Annotated in this window: 21 protein-coding genes; 6 read left to right on the top strand and 15 right to left on the bottom strand. The window is 68.2% G+C overall.

The window, feature by feature from the left end:
• Positions 1–33 precede the first annotated feature (33 nt).
• The 5 genes from QHF83_RS17895 to QHF83_RS17875 form a co-directional block, all read right to left on the bottom strand.
• Positions 34–966, bottom strand: a complete 933-nt coding sequence (locus tag QHF83_RS17895; protein WP_282419067.1) for a hypothetical protein — start codon at positions 964–966, stop codon at positions 34–36.
• Positions 967–1,164: 198 nt separating this feature from the next.
• Positions 1,165–2,019 carry a hypothetical protein gene (locus QHF83_RS17890; protein ID WP_282419066.1) on the bottom strand — a complete coding sequence of 285 codons (855 nt, stop codon included), beginning with the start codon at positions 2,017–2,019 and terminating at the stop codon, positions 1,165–1,167.
• Positions 2,016–3,569 carry a serine/threonine-protein kinase gene (locus QHF83_RS17885; RefSeq protein WP_282419065.1) on the bottom strand — a complete coding sequence of 518 codons (1,554 nt, stop codon included), beginning with the start codon at positions 3,567–3,569 and terminating at the stop codon, positions 2,016–2,018. The genes QHF83_RS17890 and QHF83_RS17885 overlap by 4 nt, the downstream gene beginning before the upstream one ends.
• A gap of 213 nt (positions 3,570–3,782) precedes the next feature.
• Positions 3,783–4,604 (bottom strand): hypothetical protein, encoded by an 822-nt coding sequence (locus tag QHF83_RS17880; RefSeq protein WP_282419064.1) that lies wholly within the window; start codon positions 4,602–4,604, stop codon positions 3,783–3,785.
• Between the two features lie 315 nt (positions 4,605–4,919).
• A complete protein-coding gene (locus QHF83_RS17875) occupies positions 4,920–5,651 on the bottom strand; it encodes a hypothetical protein (RefSeq protein WP_282419063.1) in 732 nt (243 codons plus the stop codon).
• A 366-nt stretch (positions 5,652–6,017) separates the two neighbouring features.
• Between QHF83_RS17875 and QHF83_RS17870 the strand changes: the two genes are divergently transcribed.
• The 6 genes from QHF83_RS17870 (at position 6,018) to QHF83_RS17845 (ending at position 10,596) form a co-directional block, all read left to right on the top strand.
• Complete coding sequence (locus QHF83_RS17870) at positions 6,018–6,437, top strand: hypothetical protein (RefSeq protein WP_282419062.1); 420 nt, start codon at positions 6,018–6,020, stop codon at positions 6,435–6,437.
• Positions 6,438–6,449: 12 nt separating this feature from the next.
• The gene (locus tag QHF83_RS17865) at positions 6,450–8,837 is read left to right on the top strand and encodes a hypothetical protein (RefSeq protein ID WP_282419061.1); all 2,388 of its coding nucleotides are present in this window, start codon (positions 6,450–6,452) and stop codon (positions 8,835–8,837) included.
• Positions 8,834–9,457, top strand: a complete 624-nt coding sequence (locus QHF83_RS17860; RefSeq protein WP_282419060.1) for a hypothetical protein — start codon at positions 8,834–8,836, stop codon at positions 9,455–9,457. Before QHF83_RS17865 ends, QHF83_RS17860 begins: the two co-directional genes overlap by 4 nt.
• 272 nt (positions 9,458–9,729) lie before the next feature.
• Positions 9,730–10,035 (top strand): hypothetical protein, encoded by a 306-nt coding sequence (locus QHF83_RS17855; protein WP_282419059.1) that lies wholly within the window; start codon positions 9,730–9,732, stop codon positions 10,033–10,035.
• 13 nt (positions 10,036–10,048) lie between these two features.
• Positions 10,049–10,327 (top strand): hypothetical protein, encoded by a 279-nt coding sequence (locus tag QHF83_RS17850; RefSeq protein ID WP_282419058.1) that lies wholly within the window; start codon positions 10,049–10,051, stop codon positions 10,325–10,327.
• 17 nt (positions 10,328–10,344) lie between these two features.
• Complete coding sequence (locus QHF83_RS17845) at positions 10,345–10,596, top strand: hypothetical protein (protein WP_282419057.1); 252 nt, start codon at positions 10,345–10,347, stop codon at positions 10,594–10,596.
• Between the two features lie 514 nt (positions 10,597–11,110).
• Here QHF83_RS17845 and QHF83_RS17840 read toward each other — a convergent pair.
• The 10 genes from QHF83_RS17840 to QHF83_RS17795 form a co-directional block, all read right to left on the bottom strand.
• A complete protein-coding gene (locus QHF83_RS17840; RefSeq protein WP_282419056.1) occupies positions 11,111–11,599 on the bottom strand; it encodes a hypothetical protein in 489 nt (162 codons plus the stop codon).
• A 3-nt stretch (positions 11,600–11,602) separates the two neighbouring features.
• Positions 11,603–11,851 (bottom strand): hypothetical protein, encoded by a 249-nt coding sequence (locus QHF83_RS17835; RefSeq protein ID WP_282419055.1) that lies wholly within the window; start codon positions 11,849–11,851, stop codon positions 11,603–11,605.
• On the bottom strand, positions 11,848–12,210 hold the full coding sequence (locus QHF83_RS17830; protein WP_282419054.1) for a hypothetical protein: 363 nt from the start codon (positions 12,208–12,210) through the stop codon (positions 11,848–11,850). Before QHF83_RS17830 ends, QHF83_RS17835 begins: the two co-directional genes overlap by 4 nt.
• A gap of 4 nt (positions 12,211–12,214) precedes the next feature.
• On the bottom strand, positions 12,215–13,054 hold the full coding sequence (locus QHF83_RS17825; protein WP_282419053.1) for a hypothetical protein: 840 nt from the start codon (positions 13,052–13,054) through the stop codon (positions 12,215–12,217).
• Positions 13,055–13,058: 4 nt separating this feature from the next.
• Entirely contained in the window at positions 13,059–15,602 is a 2,544-nt protein-coding gene (locus QHF83_RS17820) for a hypothetical protein (RefSeq protein WP_282419052.1), read from the bottom strand.
• On the bottom strand, positions 15,599–16,288 hold the full coding sequence (locus QHF83_RS17815; RefSeq protein WP_282419051.1) for a hypothetical protein: 690 nt from the start codon (positions 16,286–16,288) through the stop codon (positions 15,599–15,601). The genes QHF83_RS17820 and QHF83_RS17815 overlap by 4 nt, the downstream gene beginning before the upstream one ends.
• An 11-nt stretch (positions 16,289–16,299) precedes the next feature.
• Positions 16,300–16,611, bottom strand: coding sequence for a hypothetical protein (locus QHF83_RS17810; RefSeq protein ID WP_282419050.1), 312 nt, complete (start codon positions 16,609–16,611; stop codon positions 16,300–16,302).
• A 27-nt stretch (positions 16,612–16,638) separates the two neighbouring features.
• A complete protein-coding gene (locus QHF83_RS17805; RefSeq protein WP_282419049.1) occupies positions 16,639–17,343 on the bottom strand; it encodes a hypothetical protein in 705 nt (234 codons plus the stop codon).
• A 77-nt stretch (positions 17,344–17,420) separates the two neighbouring features.
• Complete coding sequence (locus tag QHF83_RS17800; RefSeq protein WP_282419048.1) at positions 17,421–18,431, bottom strand: hypothetical protein; 1,011 nt, start codon at positions 18,429–18,431, stop codon at positions 17,421–17,423.
• Entirely contained in the window at positions 18,431–18,916 is a 486-nt protein-coding gene (locus QHF83_RS17795) for a hypothetical protein (RefSeq protein ID WP_282419047.1), read from the bottom strand. Before QHF83_RS17795 ends, QHF83_RS17800 begins: the two co-directional genes overlap by 1 nt.
• Positions 18,917–18,932 lie beyond the last annotated feature (16 nt).

The raw sequence follows: 18,932 nt of genomic DNA, 5'->3' as shown, positions 1-18,932 counted from the left end.
CTCTCGACGATGACGCAACTCCGTCGAGCGATGCTACGGCCGCGTCGCCAGCCCGGTGGCATTCTTCCAGGCTTCATCGAAGAGCCAGCGCCAGACCACGTGCCGACGTGCCACGAGCTCGCCGATGGAGTTTCCGACGACGGCCTCGGGATCGAGCTGATGGGCCTCTTCGAGTCCCATTTCGCGCTTTTCGTCCTCTACGGACTCCACGACCCGCCGAAAGCAGAAGAGCTCGTCTTCGCCGTAGAGCTCGAGCTCCGCTCCGAGCGCCTCTCCGATGCCTTGCAAGTGGCCACCGTGCTTCTCGAACCAGGCCGACGGGGATGGGAAGGGAATACGACGCCCGCCGGCGCAAAACTCCTGTCGGCCTTCCGAACCCATCGTCTCCAGGTGAATGATGCGAGCACCCACATGGAGCTCACGCATCGAGGGCCCACCCGCCGGCTCGGTCCCGAGACCGATATGACCTAGAGGCAATCCGAGATCGTCCAGCAGCCCGGACAGCACGCCGGAGAGCGGTTCTCGACAGCGTCGTTCCCAGGCATCTCGGACCGATCTCAGGTCCGCGAGCTGGAGATCGGAGACACCGAGCGCGTGACTCGGCCTCCCATCGACCCCGAATCGAACCTGCCACTTTGGCTCGAGGCCCTTTTTCCCGGCGGGGATGACGTCCAGCCTTCGGTCGACTCGGCTGAATAGGTAGTACCAGTCAAAGTCGGCGTCCCCTTTGGCCGATGTGAGGACCTGGTCATCCGGGTCCAAGGGGTGGTGAGGACGGTCGGGCCAGGAGGACCAGCCGTTGGTGGAGAACACATGCTCGAGCACGAGAGCAGAATCGCCGCCACTCAACTGCACCGCGCGACACAGGCGCGCACCAAGCTCTTCTGGCGCGCCGTCGTAATGAACCCAAACTGCGCGCCAAGCGCGTTCTTCCGTGTAGTGCCCCACGAGTGCACGAGTCGACATGGAGGGCCGCGTAGCACGCGCGGCCCTCGGGCGACAAGCGTTGGCGCTCGGGGAAGAACTGCGCATTGCGCAGTTCTTCCAACCCGAGTCCAGGGCTTGCCCTGGTCCGGGTCGAGGGGCGGACAGCCCCCGCGGGGCCCGGGGCAGCGCCCCGGCGCGGCGTCCCCAAGACGAGACGCTTGACAATCGTCTCGCGAACTAGAACGACCCGCCTGCCACGATGCCGCCGCCGCCGGGCAGGAACCACGGCGCGACGGCGGTCTTCTCTGCGCTCTTCTTCCCGCCGCTCTGCGTCACCACGAGGACCACGCCTACCACTGCGGCCACGCCTCCGCCGATCAGCATGATGTCGCCGACGGTCGCGAAGGTGTTCGACGTCTCGATGTCGTCTTGCGCTGACGAGCGGCAGAGCTGCCTTCCATCTGCCGTCTTTCCGCACACGACCGACTCGTCGGGCCTGCGCGTCGCGGCCAGGATGTCGAGCACGCCGCCGCCGAGCGCCATGGCTCCGCCCGCGGCCGCGATGATCACGCCTGGCATGAAGAGCTTGCCGCCCTCGCGCTTCGCTCGTTCGTCGGCTTCGCGTTTGTCCTTCGCGTCCTGGTCGGCCTTGTCCTTCGCGTCCTTGTCTGCCTTCTCCTTCGCGATGCGCTCGTCGAGCTTCGCGAGCCGCGCGTCGAGATCGGCGTGCTCCTCCGGCGGCGCGGCTTCACGCCAGCGGCCGAGGTACTCGCGCGCCTTCTCGGCCTTCCCGAGCCGCTCGTAGGCGTTCGCGATGCTCTCGAGGATCAGCTCTCGCTGCGAGAGCTCGTAGGACATCTCCCACACCTCGATCGCCTTCTCGTAGTCGCCCTTCGTGTAGAGATCCTCGCCCTGCTGGAACAGACGCTTGGCCTCGACGAGCTTCGGATCGTTCTTGTTCGGCGGCTTCTTCTTCGTCGCCGGGGCGGCCGGCGCGGGCTTCTTCGCCTGGGCCGAGACGACGGGGCTCGCGACGAGGAAGGACAAACCGAGGAGCGACGCCGCGACGAGCGGCATGGAGCGACGGATCATTCGAAAGGACTCCGGATCTCCGACCTGCGGCCCGTTTTGCTGGTGGTCGTGGGCGGCGGCGCTGCCGTACGAACGGGCCCGGGCGACGTCGTGCGAGCTTGCGACTGCGTGGACGCGGGCGTCGTCGTCGGCGCGGACGTCGGCGACGACGCGGCCGAGGTCGCGGGCGGCGGCGACGTCGGCTCGGGCGGCGCCGTCGCGGCGAGCGCTCGCGACGGCGACGTCGGGCTCGCGCTCGGGTCGGGCGCCTCTGCGCTCGACGCGCTCGCGTTCTCTTGCGGGCTTCGGCCTCCGCGCATCACGGCGAACGCGAGCACCGCGCCGATCCCGCTCATCGCGAGCGCCGCTACGACGAGGGACACGAGCACGGCCGCGCTGCGCTTCGGCGGCGCCTTGTGCGCTCCCGTGGCGGACGTGACGAACCCGCGCTGCGTCGCGCCGCTCTCCCCCATCGGCGGCGGCGCCTGGCTCGGCGTCGCCGCGGGCATCGGCACGGCCGCGTTGCCTGTCGAGATCCGCGCGAAGTTCCCCGTCGCGTACGGCCCCGGCGCGTGTCCTGGGGGGCTCGTGGGATTCGGCACGGGCCAGCCCTGGCCCGACGACTTCATCGCGAGCGCGCGCAGATCGCGCGACACCTCGGCCATGCGTTGCGGCCGCTCCTCGGGCCGCTTCGCCATGCAGCGCAGGATCACCGCTTCGAGCTGCCCGTCCATCGCGCAGAACCGGCTCGGCGGCTCCGGCGCTTCCATCGCGTGCCGCGTGATCACACCGATCGTCGACTCCGCGGTGAACGGCAGCCTCCCCGTGAAGGCGCGGTACATCATCACGCCGAGCGAGTACACGTCGGCGCGGTGATCCACGCCCTCGCTGCGCGCTTGCTCGGGCGCCATGTAGTGCGGTGTGCCGAGGATCATCCCCTCCTCGGTCAGCTCCGACGAACCGCTGTGCAGCACCTTCGCGATCCCGAAATCCAGGAGCTTCACGAACAGCGGATCGCCGTTCTCCTGCACGAGGAACACGTTGTCCGGCTTCAGATCGCGGTGGACGATCCCGTGCGCGTGCACGAGCTCGAGCGTGTCGGCGATCTGGATGAACACGTGCAGGAGCTGCGCGGGACCGAGCCTCGACTCGCGCATCGCCCGCGCGAGATCGAAGCCCTCGAGCAGCTCCATCACCACGTAGAACGGGCCGTCGGCGAGCTGCCCGAAGTCCGTCGTCTCGATGATGTGCCGGCTCTTCAGCGCGTTCGCCGTCTGCGCCTCGCGGATGAAGCGCGCGAGCACACCCTCGTTGTGCCCGCTGCGCGGCGGACGCAGCACCTTCATCGCGAACGCCTTGCCGACGACCACGTGCCGGCAGGCGTAGATGGTGCCCATGCCGCCGTGGCCGAGGACGCGCTCGATCCGATAGCGCCCGTCGACGAGCTGCCCCACGAGCTCTCCGGCCCGGATCGCCGCCGTCTTGTCCAGGATGACGAGCTTGATCCCGTCATCCTGACAATGCGAGCGCGCATCGGGGTACTCGCGCGAGCACGCGGGGCAGATCCTCACGCGGAGGATGATGCCACCGGGGCGGACGGGAGCGGAAGGGGAAAGGAAGGAAGGGCGGGCGCAGGTGGAGAGGGCGGCGGACGCGGACCGGGGACGGAAGCGGTGACGGCGAGGCGATGGCCCAAAGGAACCGGGCCCGATCGACCTCCGAAGAGACCGACCGGGCCCGTATGCTCACGCCATCAAGTCATCGCGCCGAAGTCATTCGACCGCTCACCACCAGTAACGGCGATGATGCCGGTAGTAAGGGTAGCCGCCGTAGTACGGGTAGTGGCCGTAGCGCGGGTAGTAGCCGTAGTACGGGTAGTGGCCGTAGCGCGGGTAGTAACCGTAGTACGGATAGCGGTATCCATGCCGTCCGTACCCGCCGTAATACCCGCCGTACCAGCCGCGATGCCGGCCGCGCCAATACTGCGACGAAAGCGCTTCCTGGGACTCGCCGGTCTCTTCCTCGGCCAGGGCGAGCTCTTCCTCACCCGCGGCCGCCTGGCCCGCGATCTCCTCGCTGCCGGCCGCCTGGCCCGCGATCTCCTCGTGGCCCGGCACCTGGGTCTCTTCGATGCTCTCCACACCCGCGACCTGCCCGCTCTCCTCTTCCTGCCCGAGCGCCGGCTGCTCCGCAGCCTTCTCCTGCGCCGGGATCGGGGCGGTCTTGCTGAAGCCCTTGCCGAGGTCCTGCTCGATACCCTTGCTGAGCCGCCTCTTCACGATGCCCTTGCCGAGGCCGCCCTGCGCGAAGCCCTTGCCGAGCTCCTTCCCCATACCCTTGCCGAGGCCCTTGCCGAGCTGACCGCCCTGGATCTCGCCCGCGATCTGGCCGCCCAGGGACAGGTCCTCGCCGAGCTGGCTGTCCTGACCCGCCGAGATGCCCGTCGTTCCGCCGATGTGCCCCTTGGTGATCCCCGCGCCCTTTTCCACGTTGGCGAGCGCGTTGTCGGTCTCCTCGAGATCCCCGACCTCGGCCGCGCAACCCGTGATCCAGACGCCCGCGGACGCCGAAAGGATCAGCGCCACGATTTTCGACACGTTCTTCATACGAACCTCCCCCTGTTTCCACTTCGCAGCGGCCTTCCTCCCTCGCCGCGAACAGCAATTCGTTCGCATTCGGCGAGAGGCTCCGACCACAAGCGAATTCCTTTGGCCGGGGCGGCCCGACGTCGAGCGGTCTCGGCGCGGGAACGTGCGGGACGCGGATCGCCCGCTGCCTCGAAAAAGCCCATGTCCGGAGCAGGTTCGTTTGCTTGGAAAATGGTGGAGCATGGAAATGAAACGAGCCCGCTCGAACTCCGAGAAGTCCTAGCGGGCCCGTAAGCTCATGTCAGGAGGCCATTGCGGCGATGTCCCGAGGGATCACCAGTAGCCGCCGGGCAACCCGAGATCGCAACCGCCGTAGTAGCCGCCGTAGCCGCCGTAGCCGTAGCCGCCGCAGCCGTAGTACGGGTAGCCGCCATAGAAGAACCGCCCGGGATAGTACCCATAACCACGCCAGCCGTACCGGTACCCGCGGGGGTAATAAGCCCCCCACCAAGAGGACAGCGCCTCTTGCGACGACGCCGTATCGCCCTCTTCCTCGACCTGGCCCGCGCTCTCGTCGTGGCGGAGGCCCTGATCCTCGATCTGCCCCTCGGCCCCGGCCCCGGCCCCGGCCCCGGCCCCGGCCCCGGCCCGCTGGGTGTCTTCGAACTTCTCCTCGGCCCCGGCCTGACCGCCGAGCTGACCGCCGAGCTGACCGCCGAGCCGGCCGCCGAGCTGACCACCGAGCTGACCACCGAGCTGACCACCGAGCTGGCCGCCGATCGCCGGATTGTCGACCTGCGTATCGGCGCCCGAGACCCGCGCGCCCTTGCCGAGATGGCCGCTGCCCTCGAATTGGCCGCCGCCCATGCCCCTGCCCTTCGAGATCACCGGGATGTCCGCCTGTCCGCCCAGACGCCCCTTCGTGATGCCCTTGCCCTCGTGCACGTTGGCGAGCGCGGAATCCGTATCCTCGCTCGGATCATCGAGCTCGGCAGCGCAACCGGTCAGCCACACGCCGGCGGACGCGGACAGGATCAGCGCAACGATCCTCGACACGTTCTTCATACAAAACCTCCCCCTGTTTTCTGTTCGGTGAGGCCTTTCCCCAGCGCGAAGAAAAAAGCAACGATGTGCTCGCTTGCGCAGGGGTTCGACCCCAAGCGAATTCATTCAGCCCGGGCGCCGGAACGTCGAGCGGTCCGTCAATGAAATACGTGTCGCGGGCGTTCGCCCGACGCAGGAAAAATCTTATGGGCGCGCCCCTACGGGCCGTGCCGAGGCCCGTCCCGCGCCGCGCGGGTCCCGTTTTCAGGGCCGCGCGGCACAACGTGGCGAGAAGCTCAGAATACCTGTTTCACCCCCTCTTGGGGTGACCTTGCGGCTGCCGACGTCGACGCGGTAATTTTTGCTGCATGGCAAGCACAGCATGAGGTGCAATATAAGACGCCGTCCAATCTTCCGTCCGCTCGACGTCGGGCGCATTTGACGTCTGAGCAGCAGGTTGAACTCCGGGAAAACATCCAATGGCTGGCCGAGACGCGGCAAGCGGAAGGCGAGGGCCCGGGCGATGCTCTCCAGCGCAACGCAGCCGAGGTGATGGCGGCGTGGTTCGACCGCCCCGGCAACGACAACTTTCTGCGGAACCAAAAGCATCCGCTTGCGCGCCTCTGCCAGGACTTTGCAGACGTAGCAACGGCGCTCATCGTCCGCGATAAGGCGAAGGCGGCGGCGGCTCTGCCAAAGCCCGCGTTCGTGGCGACGCTGCGAGAGCGGTCGCGTGAGGAGCAGAAAGAATTCCTGGCCGGTTCCAAGGGCGTCTTGGCCAAGCTCAACAAATCGGCGGCGGCGTGAAGGGAGGACGACATGGTCGATTCGCGCGTTGTTCCGCATTCCTTCCGCCTCCGACCCGCGGAGGAAGAAATCCTTCACAAGCTGGTCGAAATCCGGCAAGCGAAGAGCGAAAGCGCCTACGTGCGCGAGCTCGTGCTCCTGGACGCGTCGCTACTCCTCGGGCCTGAGGTGGTTTTCGATGTGAAGTGTTGGAAAAGCCCGCAGGCGACGTTCGCGTTCACGCCGCGCCTTCGGAGCTGGCCAGCGCTCGCGCAGCTCGTCGGGCAGTACGTGCGCGCAGCTCGCGCGGCCGGCGACGAGGTTCCGAGCTGGGCGGCTGACCTCGACGCACGTGGCGAGCAGCTCGTCGACGAAGGGACGAGCACGCGGGAGGCGCCACCCGGGGTATGCTGCAAAAACCCGAGAGCGAGCAACGCGGGGTTCCTGATTTTCTGCGACACCTGCGAGGCCGAGCTCGCGCCGGCCGCCGCGGCGCAAATCTGCCGGTGGCGGGCCCGCGCCTCGCAGGCGGCAGGCAATGGGCCGCTCGCCCGAGAGTACGAGGCCGCGGCGCGCGCCCACGAACGGGCGGCCCTACGCGAAGAGACGGTACCCGAGCTGCGGCACACGCGTCTGCGGCTCGGCCGGGGGTACCGCGAGGTACAGGACAACCTCGCCAACGAGCACACCGCTGCGGAGGCGCGCGCCATTGTGGCACGGTCGCAGGCCTCGGAAGCTGTCTTGCAGCGGTGCGTGATGGCGCTCGACCTCGCGGGCGACAAGGGCGCCACGGAGGAAACGCTCATCGCCGAGGTGGCGCTGGACGAAGAGGTCGAGCTTCCGCTCGGCGAGTCGGCGCGGGGGTTCGTGCTCGCTGCGCTCCTCGAGGGCGAACGGCGGGGACTTCTACACCTCGACGCTGGCGGCGACCGGTGGAAAGTCGGACCGCGGAACGCACGCGCCAAGAGCGAGCGCGTGCATGCATCGGCCGGCTCGCCGTGCGGGACACGGCACGCGTCGGGCCTCGTCTGCGACCGAAACGCGCACGCGCCGCACGTGGGGTTGGATGCCGTCCACGAAGTGGACATCCCAGGAACGGCGATTCGTGCCGGATGGGCACACGATAAAGCGCGACTCGTCAACCTCGAAACGGGCGACGTCCTCGGGTGGTACACCGACCAATTTGCCGCCAAGCCGGCCGCGCGCGCGCCCGAGAGCGAACGCCCGGCCAGGTCTAGCTGCAAGCACGCGCCGCGGCGCAAATGCGTGTGCGGCGCGTGGACCTGTGACTTGAAGCCTTGCCTTCGCGAGCACGAGGAGACCGATTGCGCCGCCCCTCGCGGGTTTGACTGGCCGGAGGGCACGCTCGTCGCTGTCGTAACTCCGAGGTGCGTCAGAGCCGGTCTGGAGCGTGGCAGCGTGCTGGAGTACGCGGGCCCCGCCAAGGGCGGCCCGCCCTGGGTGCGCCTCAAGTGCGGGGAGGACGAGCTGGTGTTCGCGACCGACGAGCTCGAGCTCGCGAGCCGTGTCGTGTACGACGTCGACACGCCGGACGGCGAGTTTCACCGGGTCCCAGGCGACCACCCCGCCGTTCGAAGCAATCAGGGGCGCGAAGGTTGGCGCGTGCGGATTGCCGACATGGAGCCGCACCTGGTCGAGGCCTGGCTTTCCGGGTACCGAGACATTGACCTCGAACCACTGGCAACGGGCACGAGGGTCGAGATTGTGGGCGGCTCCTTCGCAGGGAAGAGGGGCAAGATTGGCATCTCGGAGGACCCCAATCGGCCCTGCGTGAAAGTGCGGGGGGAAAAGCAGCTACAGCGCATCGCGCGCGAACATCTGCGTCCCGTTGCTGACGACGGCGCAGCGGAGACCACTGGCTCGACGCCGGTGACCACCGCGACGAAGGCGGCCCGACTGGCAGCGAAGAAGAAGCGGGCGTCCGGGCTGGCCTCGGACGCGCCGAGCCCGTCGGAATGGGTGCTCCGCTGCAAACACCAGGGCGTCAACTCGGCTGTAGCGCACACGGTCGAGCTTCATAGCCTCAAAGCGCGCCCGTGGGTGGCCGTTTGCGGCGTGAAACTGCAAGCCCCCACCATTCCGGGGCGGCGTGCAATCGAGTGCAAGTCCTGCGTCCGCATGCGCGAATCGGAGTCCTCGCGGGGGGCCAGGGTTGCGGACCTGCCGAAGGTCGAGGCGCGATGGGACCGCGTGTGGGATAGGCACCACGACGTGGCGCACACGCGCCGTAAGGAGCGCGGGAGCGCGGATTTCGCGGTCTGCAACGTCCACCTGGGCGACTGGGACACAACAACGTGGAGACCAGCGCCCGACACGACGCCAGACTGTGCGACCTGCGCGGCCTCGCGTGAGGGGAAGGAGACGCGGGGCGCCGAGCGCGCAGAGGGGGCGGCGGCATGAACCTCTTCACCAGCGCCCCCGACCCGAAGTCGCTCGACGAGCACCAGGTCGACGAGCTCCGCGCTGCGCACACCCGACGGGCGCGGCAGAACTTTGGCAGCCTGCTGATGCAGGCAATGCAGCTTCGTTCCGAGCGCCCTGTGCGCGTGCTTTTGCAGGTCTGGAACGAGGAGCTCGTCCGGCTCGTCGCCGCGCTCCCGCCGTCGTGGCGTCCGACTCCCGAGCCGGACGACCCCGCCTACAACGTGCTCACCGCCGAGCAATGGGCACGCATTCAGGCGGCGCACGCACGGCCCCGAGTTAGCGCGCAGCGGTTCGGGCAGTTCGTCGGCAACGCGGCCTGCTCGGCGTGGCCGAGCGGTGGCGCGACGCGCAGGCTCTTCGCTCTCTCGAACGCCGAACTCGTCGAGCTCGTCGAGGCGTACGCGGAGGGGCGGCCGTACCACCCACCGAAGCCGTGGACGGCCATGCGCGAGCTCCTCGCCGGCCTGGACGCGCCGTGCAAATGTGGGCACCCGCTGCACGAGCACAGGCCGACCTCGGGCCGCTGCGTCATCGCGCATTGCTCGTGCGACGGCTACGAGAAAGCCGGCGGCGGCTATGCCTTCGCCGGAGCGTGAGACCTGGAGGACGAAGGCGGCGCCTATTGTCGCCGAGGTCCTCGCTCAACACCGGCGCGCCGAGCCCCTGGAGGTTCGGCGCGCCATTCGCGCGGCCTACCCGTTCGGGGAGCGCTGCGGATGGGCCTACCGTGTTTGGTTGGCCGAAGTGAGGCGGCAGCTCGCGCAGGCGCGCATTCCGTGGCGAAGGCCTGGCGCTCCTCGCGAGCAGCTACGACTGTTTCGAGTTCTGTAGTCGGAGGGCGGACAGAATGACTACGCACGCGTTTCTTGTGGCTCACGTGCTCCGCATCGGGCCGCTTTGCATCATCACGCGCGTCGGCATCTACAGCGAGGAACGCCCGACGAGCCACCCGAACCCGTTTGGTTTCGAATATTGCGTGACGCTCGCCGCGGCGCACGCCGGCAGCTACCACGCCGCCGTACGCCACATCGAGAGCACCATCAAGCAGCGCGACGAGCTCGGGCGCCTTTGGCGCGAATACGGGCCGGGAACCACGTTCCTCAACGACCGCGCGCCGCTCCTCATGAGGCTGCGGGACATGGTCCGGGGGGCACGAGCCCAGGTGACGCATTGAAGGAGGGGCACGCATGGCTGAGGTGCTCGTCATCGTGCTCTTCCTCGGGTTGCTCGGGGCAGTGGCGTCGCTGGGCTTTTATCCCGGTTGGCTTTGGTGGGCAGCTCTGCCGGACCTGCCGCACTTGACGCCCGTCCGCATCGTCGGCGGGCCGCACGCGGGACGAGCGGCAGTGACGCTCGCACCGCCCCTCACGGCGTGGGTAACGCCGGGGTTTCTCTACGTGCTGTTTCTCGACGGGTGCGGCCACGCGCGCGTCCGTCGCTGTGATGTTCGCGTGGATATTGATTGACCAAACGAGGAGGGAATATGGCGACGTTGATGGGAAGCGCAATTGGAGCACTCAGCGACGAGATGGCACGGGCCATCGCGAAACGCGTGCAGGATCCCGCCGACTGGATGCTCGACGTCCGCCGCATTTGCGAGGCGATTCAGGTGGACCCGACGAGGTGCATCCCGATGCCATCGTCGAGCCTGCGCTCGCTGTGTTTCGCTGTGCTGGACGAGGCCGCGAAACAGCGGCGCGACGAAGAGGCCGTGCGAAAGGCGTTCACGTCATGACCCGCGCCGCGAAGATGACCCACCAAGAACCCTTGCGCTGGTGCGCGTTGGGGGGGCTTGTGCTCGGCCTCGTGCTGGGCACGCTGGTCGCGGGTTGCAGCGCCGACGTGTACGTCGAGCCTGGCGCGGAGACGTGCCCGACGCTCGTTCCGCCGGACGACGGGGCCCACTGCGACGTCACGGCCGACTGCTGCCCGCCCGGCCCATGCTTCGCCCCGACCTGCGTATTGGGCGCGTGCGTCGTCGTGTGGACCGCAGACAACGCCCCGTGCTTGGGGGACGCAGGGATTTGCATGGTCGGTGAGTGCGTCGAAGGAGGTGCACCGTGACCGACCGTTGCGCGTGCCCGAGAACGAGCCCGCATGAGTGCATTCGCGTTCGGTACCGTGTCGACATCAAAGAGGCTCTCGAACCCACGTTCGAGGCGCCAGAAGACGACCCGTGCGAATGCACGTGTCACGATGAATGGTACGAAGAGCAGGACGACGAAGCGGACGAGTAGACGGGCCGCGGTCTATCTGGGCTTGTAGGCAGCCGCGGCGACCACCCCGATGCCGAGCACCGCGGCCACGACGAGCGGCCACCGTGACGGCGGCGCCTCCGGCTGTACCTCCCGCGCATCGAGCACCTTCTCCCAATAGTTCGCCGATGCCGCGAACTTCTCCGCGCGCTCCCGGGCGTTCGGCCCGCGGACGAACGGCACCGTAAAGAACGGCACCCATTCCCCCCAGAGCTGCTCGAACTGCGCGACCTGCTCCGCGGGAAGGGGCGTGGTGGTGGTGTAGATGCGGTCGCGCGACCTCGAAAGGGATTCGTGCACCGCAACGATGAGCGGGTCCGTCGCCTGCCCCAGCGACACGAAGCCGGTCGCGACGTCCGGACGGCGACTCGCGATGATTGCAACCGTCCCGGCGTCGCCACCGACGTGGACGACGCTGGCAGGCCTCGGCGCCGGTTGCCCACCGCGACGGCTTGCGACGATGGCGTCGAGGCCCCGGTCCACGGGTCAGCCTCCGCCGCTCGGCGCGGGCGAGCTCGGCGAGCGGCCCGTCGTGGCTGCGCCGCCGACGTGCTCGGCGTAGTCCTGGAGCTGCTCGATGCGGCCCCGGTGCTCGGACGGGGCGTTCGCGTTGTACTGCTTCGGTCCGACGGCGATGCGGACGTCAGCGAAACGCGCCTGCAGCTTCTGCGCGAGGTCCTCGGTTCCCGCGCCGAACTGCTGGGGGTCCAGGTAAAACTTGGGCTTGTTGTTCACGACCGCTTGGCCTTCCTTCGCCCCTTCCGAGGCGACGCTTTGGGTTTGCTCGGAGCGGAGCCCTTCGACGGAGCGCCGCCCTTTCCGACGACTTCGAACGTCTGGCCGACGACGGAGAGGTGCGAGCCCTTGGGAAGCATGACCGTGAGCGCGTTCGTCGAGCACCCTTTCGGGGCGCGCTTCTTCGTGGCGCGCTTGGCTCGCTTCGGGGCGCTGGCGCGTGGACTGCGGCGTTTCGTCGGCGCGCTCGCGGCCCTCTTCTTCGCGGCCGGCTTCTTCTTCGGGCCCGTGCGACGCTTGCGACGCGCTGCCGCGTCGAGTTGCTTCGCCATTTGCTGCAGCTCTTTGTCCGTCGCCATTGCGTCACCGCTTCTCCTGCGCCTTGTCCGCAGGCGTTTCGTCCTTTTTGCCGACGTAGTCCTGCCAGAACTCCATGATGGCGATGGCCTGGTAGGGGTTCAGGACGGTTTGAAGTTGCTGCATTTGCTGGGGCGTGACTGACTCCAGTAACGCCTGCAATGCCTGCTCTTTGGGCGAGAGCGTGCCCGTCGGCAGGGCCTTCTCGCCAATGATTTTGTTCCCGATGAACGGCGCGAGCATGCGCACGCCGTGCACGAGCTCCTGCGTCATTTGCATGCCGTGCTCGGTCTTCTTCGCCGCGAGCTCGCGCTCGTGCTGCTTTGAGAGCAGCTTTTCGTACCCCTCGGCACGGGTCATGTCGCGGAGCTCGAGCGCCTCGTTCCGGGTCTGCAGGCGTTCGAGCTCCTTCGCGAAGCCACCAACGTAGCCGGTCGCCATTTTCATGATGAGATCATCTTTTCGGGCGATGGCCGCTTCCTTCCCCTCAATATGCTTGAGGAGGAGCTGCAAGGCCTCGTGCGCGCCGTCTCCCTCGCGTCGCAGGGGCACGTCTGCCCTACCGCCCTCAAGCTGGAACAGCCTGCGCGCGACGAGCGCGCCGCCTGCGTGGACGCAGATGGCGTAGGTCTGCACGCCCTTCAGGCAATCGGCCTCGAGGCGCGCGAGCTCCGACATGCTTCGCCAGAGCTCGGCGACGTCGAGGTCCTGGGGAAGGTCCCATGCGTCGAGCTGCACCCCGCGCCCGTCGTCGCGATAGTTGTTGAGGGTGAGAGTGAGCGTCCCCGACGCCTTGTGTCTGCCCCGCACCTCGTCGAGCCATTGCGCAACCGTTGCAGCGTCCACGGTTTCACCTCATGACGAAACGGGTGAGCAGACCGACGGCGAGCGACCCGCCAAGCGCATACCAGACCGCCTTGGGAATCGGCGACGGCGGGTCCAGGAGTGGGGTTGCCGGGCGGCGGCCGTAGTGCTTTTGCACGACGTCAGCCCACTTCCGGCTGAGCCCGTCGTAGGTCTTCACCACGCTGTCATCAAACCACGGAATGAGGGCGTGGGACACCTGAAAATAGGCCTCGGACCACGAGACTCGAAAAGCCGCCCACTCATTCCACGGAAACCCGTCGGGCTGCTGACGAATCTTCCGCTCCTCTTCGATGATGGCGTGGAGAGCGCGAATGTAGTCATTGACGCGCTCGGCGTAGTCACGAACCGAAAGCGACGACGCGACGCCCGTCGTGACCGCCGGAGCGAGTTCGCACGGCGCAATGGGCGCGCCCACGACGACCCGCGCGAGGGTCGGCGCACGCGACGCCACAATGGCGCGAATGCCCGCCTGCATGCTGGACGCGTTCGACGAGCTCGAGCTCGCGGGTGTCGTCGTGGGCGCGACGGGGCGCACCGCCGCCGGCGGGTCCGTCACGGAAGCGCTTGAACTTGCCGTGGTTTCGCCGAGGCGAACGGCAAGCGGCTGTCCAAGAGCTTTCGCGAGCTCCTTTGCATGGTGGAAGATGTTGCGGCCGTACACCGGCGGGTCGGTCTCGTGGTAGGCGAGGTAATCCTTCCCGTCGATGGTCCGCTTCGTTCCCATCTCCGTCCCGACGCGTAGAAGGTCGCCAGACCGAAGCGCTGCGTGTACGTGTGGCCGGCGTCGCGTCACGAGCTGGATGAGGTGGCGCGCGCCGTCGAGCGGCGTGTCGTACTTCTTGAAGCACGCGGCATACCCCTGTCCGGCCTTGTCCTTGTCGCCGCCGGGGTAGCATCCCTCTTTGCATGGAGCGCGGCTCGGGCATTGGACGCCGCCCCAGTTGTTCGCCCCGCGCCCGGCCTCGGGCTTCGCAGCGTGGCCGTACATGCGCTCGTAACGCGCGATGGCCATGATGCCCTGGAACTCCTGCGCCGTCGGCTGCGTCCCGGGAAACTCCTTCTCCCAGGCCTGGAGAAAGACGCCCCGCGCCCACGCGTCAATCGACTGCCCCGGTGCGGGGGAGGGCGTCGAAGGCGCGGGCGCGGGGCGAGCGGCGACATTCGCGGGCGCAGGAGCATCGAGCGTCATCACGGGCCGATAGTCGCGATACTTGATGACGCCCTCGAGCTCGGGCTCGCTTAGGTTCCGCGTGCGGCGCGTCCACGCGTTGTTTTCGTTCGCGCCGATGGTGACGACCTCGCCGTGGTCGTTCGGGGGAACGTCGACGCGTGCGACGTGACCGAGGCCGGGCGCGCCGCGCGTCGAGACGAGGAGGTCGCCGCGCTGGATGCGGTACCGGCCCGCCCGGACATCCGCGATGGGCACCCACGCGCCCGTCGCCTTCGCATCCTCCCGCAGCTCCCACACCGCGATGCGGTAGCCGTGGGGCACGTACTCGCCAGGACGGGCAACGGCCGCGAGCGCGGCCGACTGCCCAGCGGCACACCACTCGCCCGCGGTGAGGCCGACGAGCTTGCCGGTCTCTCGACGGCGGGCAGGCGCGAGGTACTCTCGAATGCGTGGGCTTGTGTTCGAGCCCGGCGGCTCTTCTCGCACGCCGGCCGCGAGTTCTGCGAGACACCACTCGACCGCCGCGACCCCGAGGTCTCGCCCCGAGCTCGGGGTCGAGCTCGCCACGGGCATCACCTGTGCGACCTCGGGCGCACGCGGCTGGCTGCCGTAGCGCACGACCTGGAGCACGCCGTCGTTCGGCGCGTCGTGGCGCGCGCCCCAGGCGGCGCCACCGGTGAGCACTGCGGCGAGGCTCGGGTCCCGGAGCACGTCCTGCACGAGCACCGTGCGGCCGTCGAGCACCATCTCCGGCGCGACGAGCCGCACGCCGTGGCTGTAGTCGGAATACCACGGCTCGCCGTGCGCCGTCGAAACCGGCTGAATGGGTTTGCCGTCCGGGTGATGCCAGCCGTAAATGGCCGTGGCCTGGGGCTTCTTCAGGAGCTTGTTCGTGACGACGGTGTCTTTTTTGATGCCCGCGACGAGCCCATCGCGTCCGCCGCGCTGCTCTTCGATGCGGCGGTGATGCTCGACAAACTTCTCCGTCGTCATCATCCCAGCGGTGGGAAACGTGATGGGGCGCAGTTTCAGCTCTGCAGCATCCCAAATCAGGTCCACCATGTAGCCCGACGGCAAAACCGCGCCTACCAAGTCGGCGATGGACTGCGCCGCGGCTCCTCCCATCGGGACGCGGACCCAATCATCGCCCCGGTTCGACTTTCGGGTCGGGTAGTGCTCACCGATGCTGACGTAGTCGCTCGCCACACGAAACGCGCCGCGACCGTTCTTGAGCGGCACCTCGACCCAGGGCCACTCGACGAGGCCGCCAGCACGCGCCGCCTCCACGACCTTCGCGTCCCGCGCGGCGCTCGCTGATTGCCCTCGAATTGTAGCAAGGAACTCGCTGGCCTTCATAGCGACAGGTGAAAGCAGAGCGCGCCATTGACGGGACCCGGCGCGGTTTTCGTAACCTGGACAAAGACGACGTCGTTCGGGATCTCGACCGAGTCGGCGATGCGGCAGTTTTTCGGCGTGTATTCGTACAGCGTCACGTTGTCGAGCCCGAGGAACTGCACGGTCACCTCCCCGCGGTCGAGCACGCTCCAATCTTCGAGAAGCGCCGTCGCCATGCGTGCGAACGGGGGCACGGGCGTGACGAACGGCGCGCCTGGAGCGAGCGCCTCGAACCGGTCGGTCAGGGTCACGCGGTTTGCCTCGTGACCAGGCCGAGGCGCGTAGCTCGCCGTGGCGCGCACCGTGATGGTGGGCCCGTCGGCCGCGAGGTTTCGGGCCTGGAGGTGGAACGCCGTGGCCGTGATGGTGAGGGCGCCGCCTCGCCCCCAATCGAAGGTCGCTCGGTGCTGGACGCCGACCTGCCCCCAGTCGAGAACGCCGAACACCTTGAATGGCTTGGGGCTTGCGAGCGGCTCGGGGCGGCCGGCAAAAATCTGCGTGCTCCACGCAATCGTGAGCACCTGCGGGCTCTGGTCTTTGCCGTCCGCCTTCATGACGCTGACGTCAGCGCCGCCGGGCTTCAGCTCGGCCCATCCGCCGCTATGGCGGCCGTCTGCAACGGAGAGAACGTCTTGACGGCCTTCCACGCGCTACCTCATCAATCCGGGTCGTAGGCGGATACGGAGATGAAGAAGTCGACGTCCGCGGGCGTGCCACCGTCGCCAATGGTGTTCACCCGAATCGTCGTCAGTGTCGCCGTCCCGCCGTGGGCCGTGCCGCTACACACGGCGCTGGCGCCCACCTCCGCGCCAGTGCACTGGATATTGAGTTCGTCGGCCGCGAACGCCTCGTCGAGGGTAAGCGTGTAGTCGCCCGCGCCGTTGCGCACGATGGCGGCTGCGAACCCCTGGTTCCGTCGGAAGGTGGGGGTGGTCGACCCCAGAACCGTTGCTGCTGCAGCTTGGTACATGTTCGTTTCTCTCGTCGTGAGCCTGCGTTAGCCCGTCGCACGCACGGTACGTGCGAGGGCGATGAGGTCCGGGTCCGCGTCCAGCGCCGCACCGGCGGACACCGGCGGGCCGTAGGGGTAGACCGGCTGCGTCTGCGGGCCGTAGGGGTTCGGCGGCGCGGGCTGGGGGTACATGGGGAACCGCAGCCGCGGCGCGCTTGGCGGCGGGGCAGCAGGCCGCGGCGGCGGCGGCCTTTGCGCTTGCGCGGCCTGCTCTTGCTTGTGCCGCCCGTAGACCGAGCCAAGGACACGGTGCATGACCTGCGCGTTCGGGTTGCCCTGGCGCGCTGCGGTCGACACGCTGGCGATGGCCGCCTTCGCCTTGGCGTCGCCATTCTGCGACCGCATGATGAGGCTTTGCGCGCTCGCGGCCGCCTCCGCGCCCTTGCCGATGTAGTCGAGCGCGGTTCCCATGGCCGGCCACGCCTTCGCGAGGTCACGCACCATGGGGTTTTTCGCGACCGTGGCCACGCCTTGCAATACCGACTGGACGGCCTTCGAGCGGGCGAACTTCGAAATCGCATTCGCGATGGTGTCGAAAAAGCCGCCCGTGCTCGGCTCGGCGATGTGGCCGAGCTTTGCGAGCGCTGCGCGGACCGTCGCTTCGCTCGCCGTCGCCGCGAGCCGGATAGGGCTCCCATTGATGGTGAACGTGGCGCCGACGAACCAATCGCCGTCTCGGCGAGCGGTCATGAGCTCGACGGGAAGCGTTCTCCCTGAGCCCAACGTGAGGGTGACGGTTGACTTGTACACGACCGGGCTCCCTTTCTTCACGCGGCCGCCTTCGGTTCGCCCCGAGGGCGCCGCGGCGGCAAACCTTTGGACACGTCCCAGCCCGGGGGCAGGACGATTTTGTCGCCCGCAACCCACGGCGCGAAATACTGGAACTTGCGGCCGTTCCCATCGTCGCCCTGCATGAGGCGGAGCTTCGGGTTCGTCTTCCCGAGCTCGCGCCACCGGTTCGCGTCACCGGTGTACCATTGCGCAAGCTCGGATTGCAGGTCGTCAGGCCGCACGATGTAAATGCGCCCCGAGTTGATGGCCGCGAGCTCGGCCTGCGTTTCGAGCTCCTTCGCGCGCTTCCGGAGCGCTTCGGCCGCGGGCCCGTACTTCACCGGCTCTTTGCCCTCCAGGCTGTCGGCCATGAGCACGAGCTTCGTTGGGTCGGTCGCGTCCCGCATGAGGGCGCGCACCTGGTCGGCGAGCTCGGGGCCGAGCGGCGTGAACGCATCGGGCGTTGCGGGCGCTGGGGGCGGGGCCGGCAGGTTCGGGAGCTGCGGGCTCGGCTGCTGAGGCACGGCGCCCCGCTCCAGGAGCACCGCGAAGGTTGCCTGCGAGCTCGCGCCAGCCCATAAGGCCTCTTCGCCGGGCGCGACCGCTCGGAGAACCTTCGGAACGCTCTGGTCGCCCATGAGAAAGCGCGTGGTCAGGACGACTTTCGTCGCGGCGTAGAGCTCGGCCCAGTCCTTCGCCGTCGCGTCGGCCGTCGTCTTGCGCGGCACGAGCTGAATGTACGTCGGGTCGTTCGGCTGCAGGAGGACGAACCCCCACTGCGCGAGGTACTGCAAAATCGCATCGCGCATCTGCGGCTTCCACACGCGCGTGCCGTCGGCGCGAATGTCGAAGAACGTGAGTTCTGCCGCGGTGGGCTGCCCGGGAATCGTCGCCGGGCCCGTCGGCGTCGGCGCGGGCGGCGGTTTCGCAGGCTCTGCCGCACCACGCGAAGCGACGGCAATGCCCACGCCGACGAGCGCGAGCAGCGGAATCAGGGCGGCGAGCATCAGAAAGCTCCTCGCATGCCGAGAACCTTGGAGGGGTCCTCCTCGAGCAGGTTGCCGTCGACGACACGCGCCGACGGGTGAACGTAGGGACGCGACCCCGTGGGGGGCATGGGGTAGCGCACGAGGCAGTGGTAGCGCTGTTCGAGCGTCTGCGGGCTCTGCCAGAACGTGAAGATGGCCCGGGCCTGCGACACGCCGAACCGCGTCCGCAGCTCGGCCGCGCGGTAGCTCGCGAGGTCCTCGCAGTCGGCGCGCTTCCGAGCGAGGACGCGGAGTGCGTCCTGCCAGTTTTCCTGGCCGCGCGGCTCCGCCTCGTAGCGCGCGCCGGACGCGTACAGCAAGGGGAGCTGCCGGCGCGCCATGATGATGCAGTTTGCCCGGACAAGCGTGTCCAGATAGAGCTGCAAGGTCTCATGCGACTCCTCCCTGTCCGCGCCTTGCGGCGAAAACAGAGACGACTCGAACGTGACACGATAACCACTCATGGCGCGCCTTTCTCGT

This window comes from Polyangium sp. 15x6 (assembly GCF_029960785.1).
GTDB lineage: Bacteria > Myxococcota_A > Polyangia > Polyangiales > Polyangiaceae > Polyangium.
The sequence above is the reverse complement of the archived record's forward strand: the minus strand, read 5'-3'. Positions and strand labels throughout refer to the sequence as shown.

Excerpts from the sequence above, each read along its gene's own strand:
- QHF83_RS17810 (WP_282419050.1), bottom strand. The coding sequence starts at position 16,611 with ATGTACCAAGCTGCAGCAGCAACGGTTCTGGGGTCGACCACCCCCACC.
- QHF83_RS17860 (WP_282419060.1), top strand. The coding sequence starts at position 8,834 with ATGAACCTCTTCACCAGCGCCCCCGACCCGAAGTCGCTCGACGAGCAC.
- QHF83_RS17880 (WP_282419064.1), bottom strand. The coding sequence starts at position 4,604 with ATGAAGAACGTGTCGAAAATCGTGGCGCTGATCCTTTCGGCGTCCGCG.
- QHF83_RS17845 (WP_282419057.1), top strand. The coding sequence starts at position 10,345 with ATGGCGACGTTGATGGGAAGCGCAATTGGAGCACTCAGCGACGAGATG.
- QHF83_RS17820 (WP_282419052.1), bottom strand. The coding sequence starts at position 15,602 with ATGAAGGCCAGCGAGTTCCTTGCTACAATTCGAGGGCAATCAGCGAGC.
- QHF83_RS17800 (WP_282419048.1), bottom strand. The coding sequence starts at position 18,431 with ATGCTCGCCGCCCTGATTCCGCTGCTCGCGCTCGTCGGCGTGGGCATT.
- QHF83_RS17875 (WP_282419063.1), bottom strand. The coding sequence starts at position 5,651 with ATGAAGAACGTGTCGAGGATCGTTGCGCTGATCCTGTCCGCGTCCGCC.
- QHF83_RS17890 (WP_282419066.1), bottom strand. The coding sequence starts at position 2,019 with ATGATCCGTCGCTCCATGCCGCTCGTCGCGGCGTCGCTCCTCGGTTTG.
- QHF83_RS17850 (WP_282419058.1), top strand. The coding sequence starts at position 10,049 with ATGGCTGAGGTGCTCGTCATCGTGCTCTTCCTCGGGTTGCTCGGGGCA.
- QHF83_RS17805 (WP_282419049.1), bottom strand. The coding sequence starts at position 17,343 with ATGACCGCTCGCCGAGACGGCGATTGGTTCGTCGGCGCCACGTTCACC.
- QHF83_RS17865 (WP_282419061.1), top strand. The coding sequence starts at position 6,450 with ATGGTCGATTCGCGCGTTGTTCCGCATTCCTTCCGCCTCCGACCCGCG.
- QHF83_RS17795 (WP_282419047.1), bottom strand. The coding sequence starts at position 18,916 with ATGAGTGGTTATCGTGTCACGTTCGAGTCGTCTCTGTTTTCGCCGCAA.
- QHF83_RS17895 (WP_282419067.1), bottom strand. The coding sequence starts at position 966 with ATGTCGACTCGTGCACTCGTGGGGCACTACACGGAAGAACGCGCTTGG.
- QHF83_RS17830 (WP_282419054.1), bottom strand. The coding sequence starts at position 12,210 with ATGGCGACGGACAAAGAGCTGCAGCAAATGGCGAAGCAACTCGACGCG.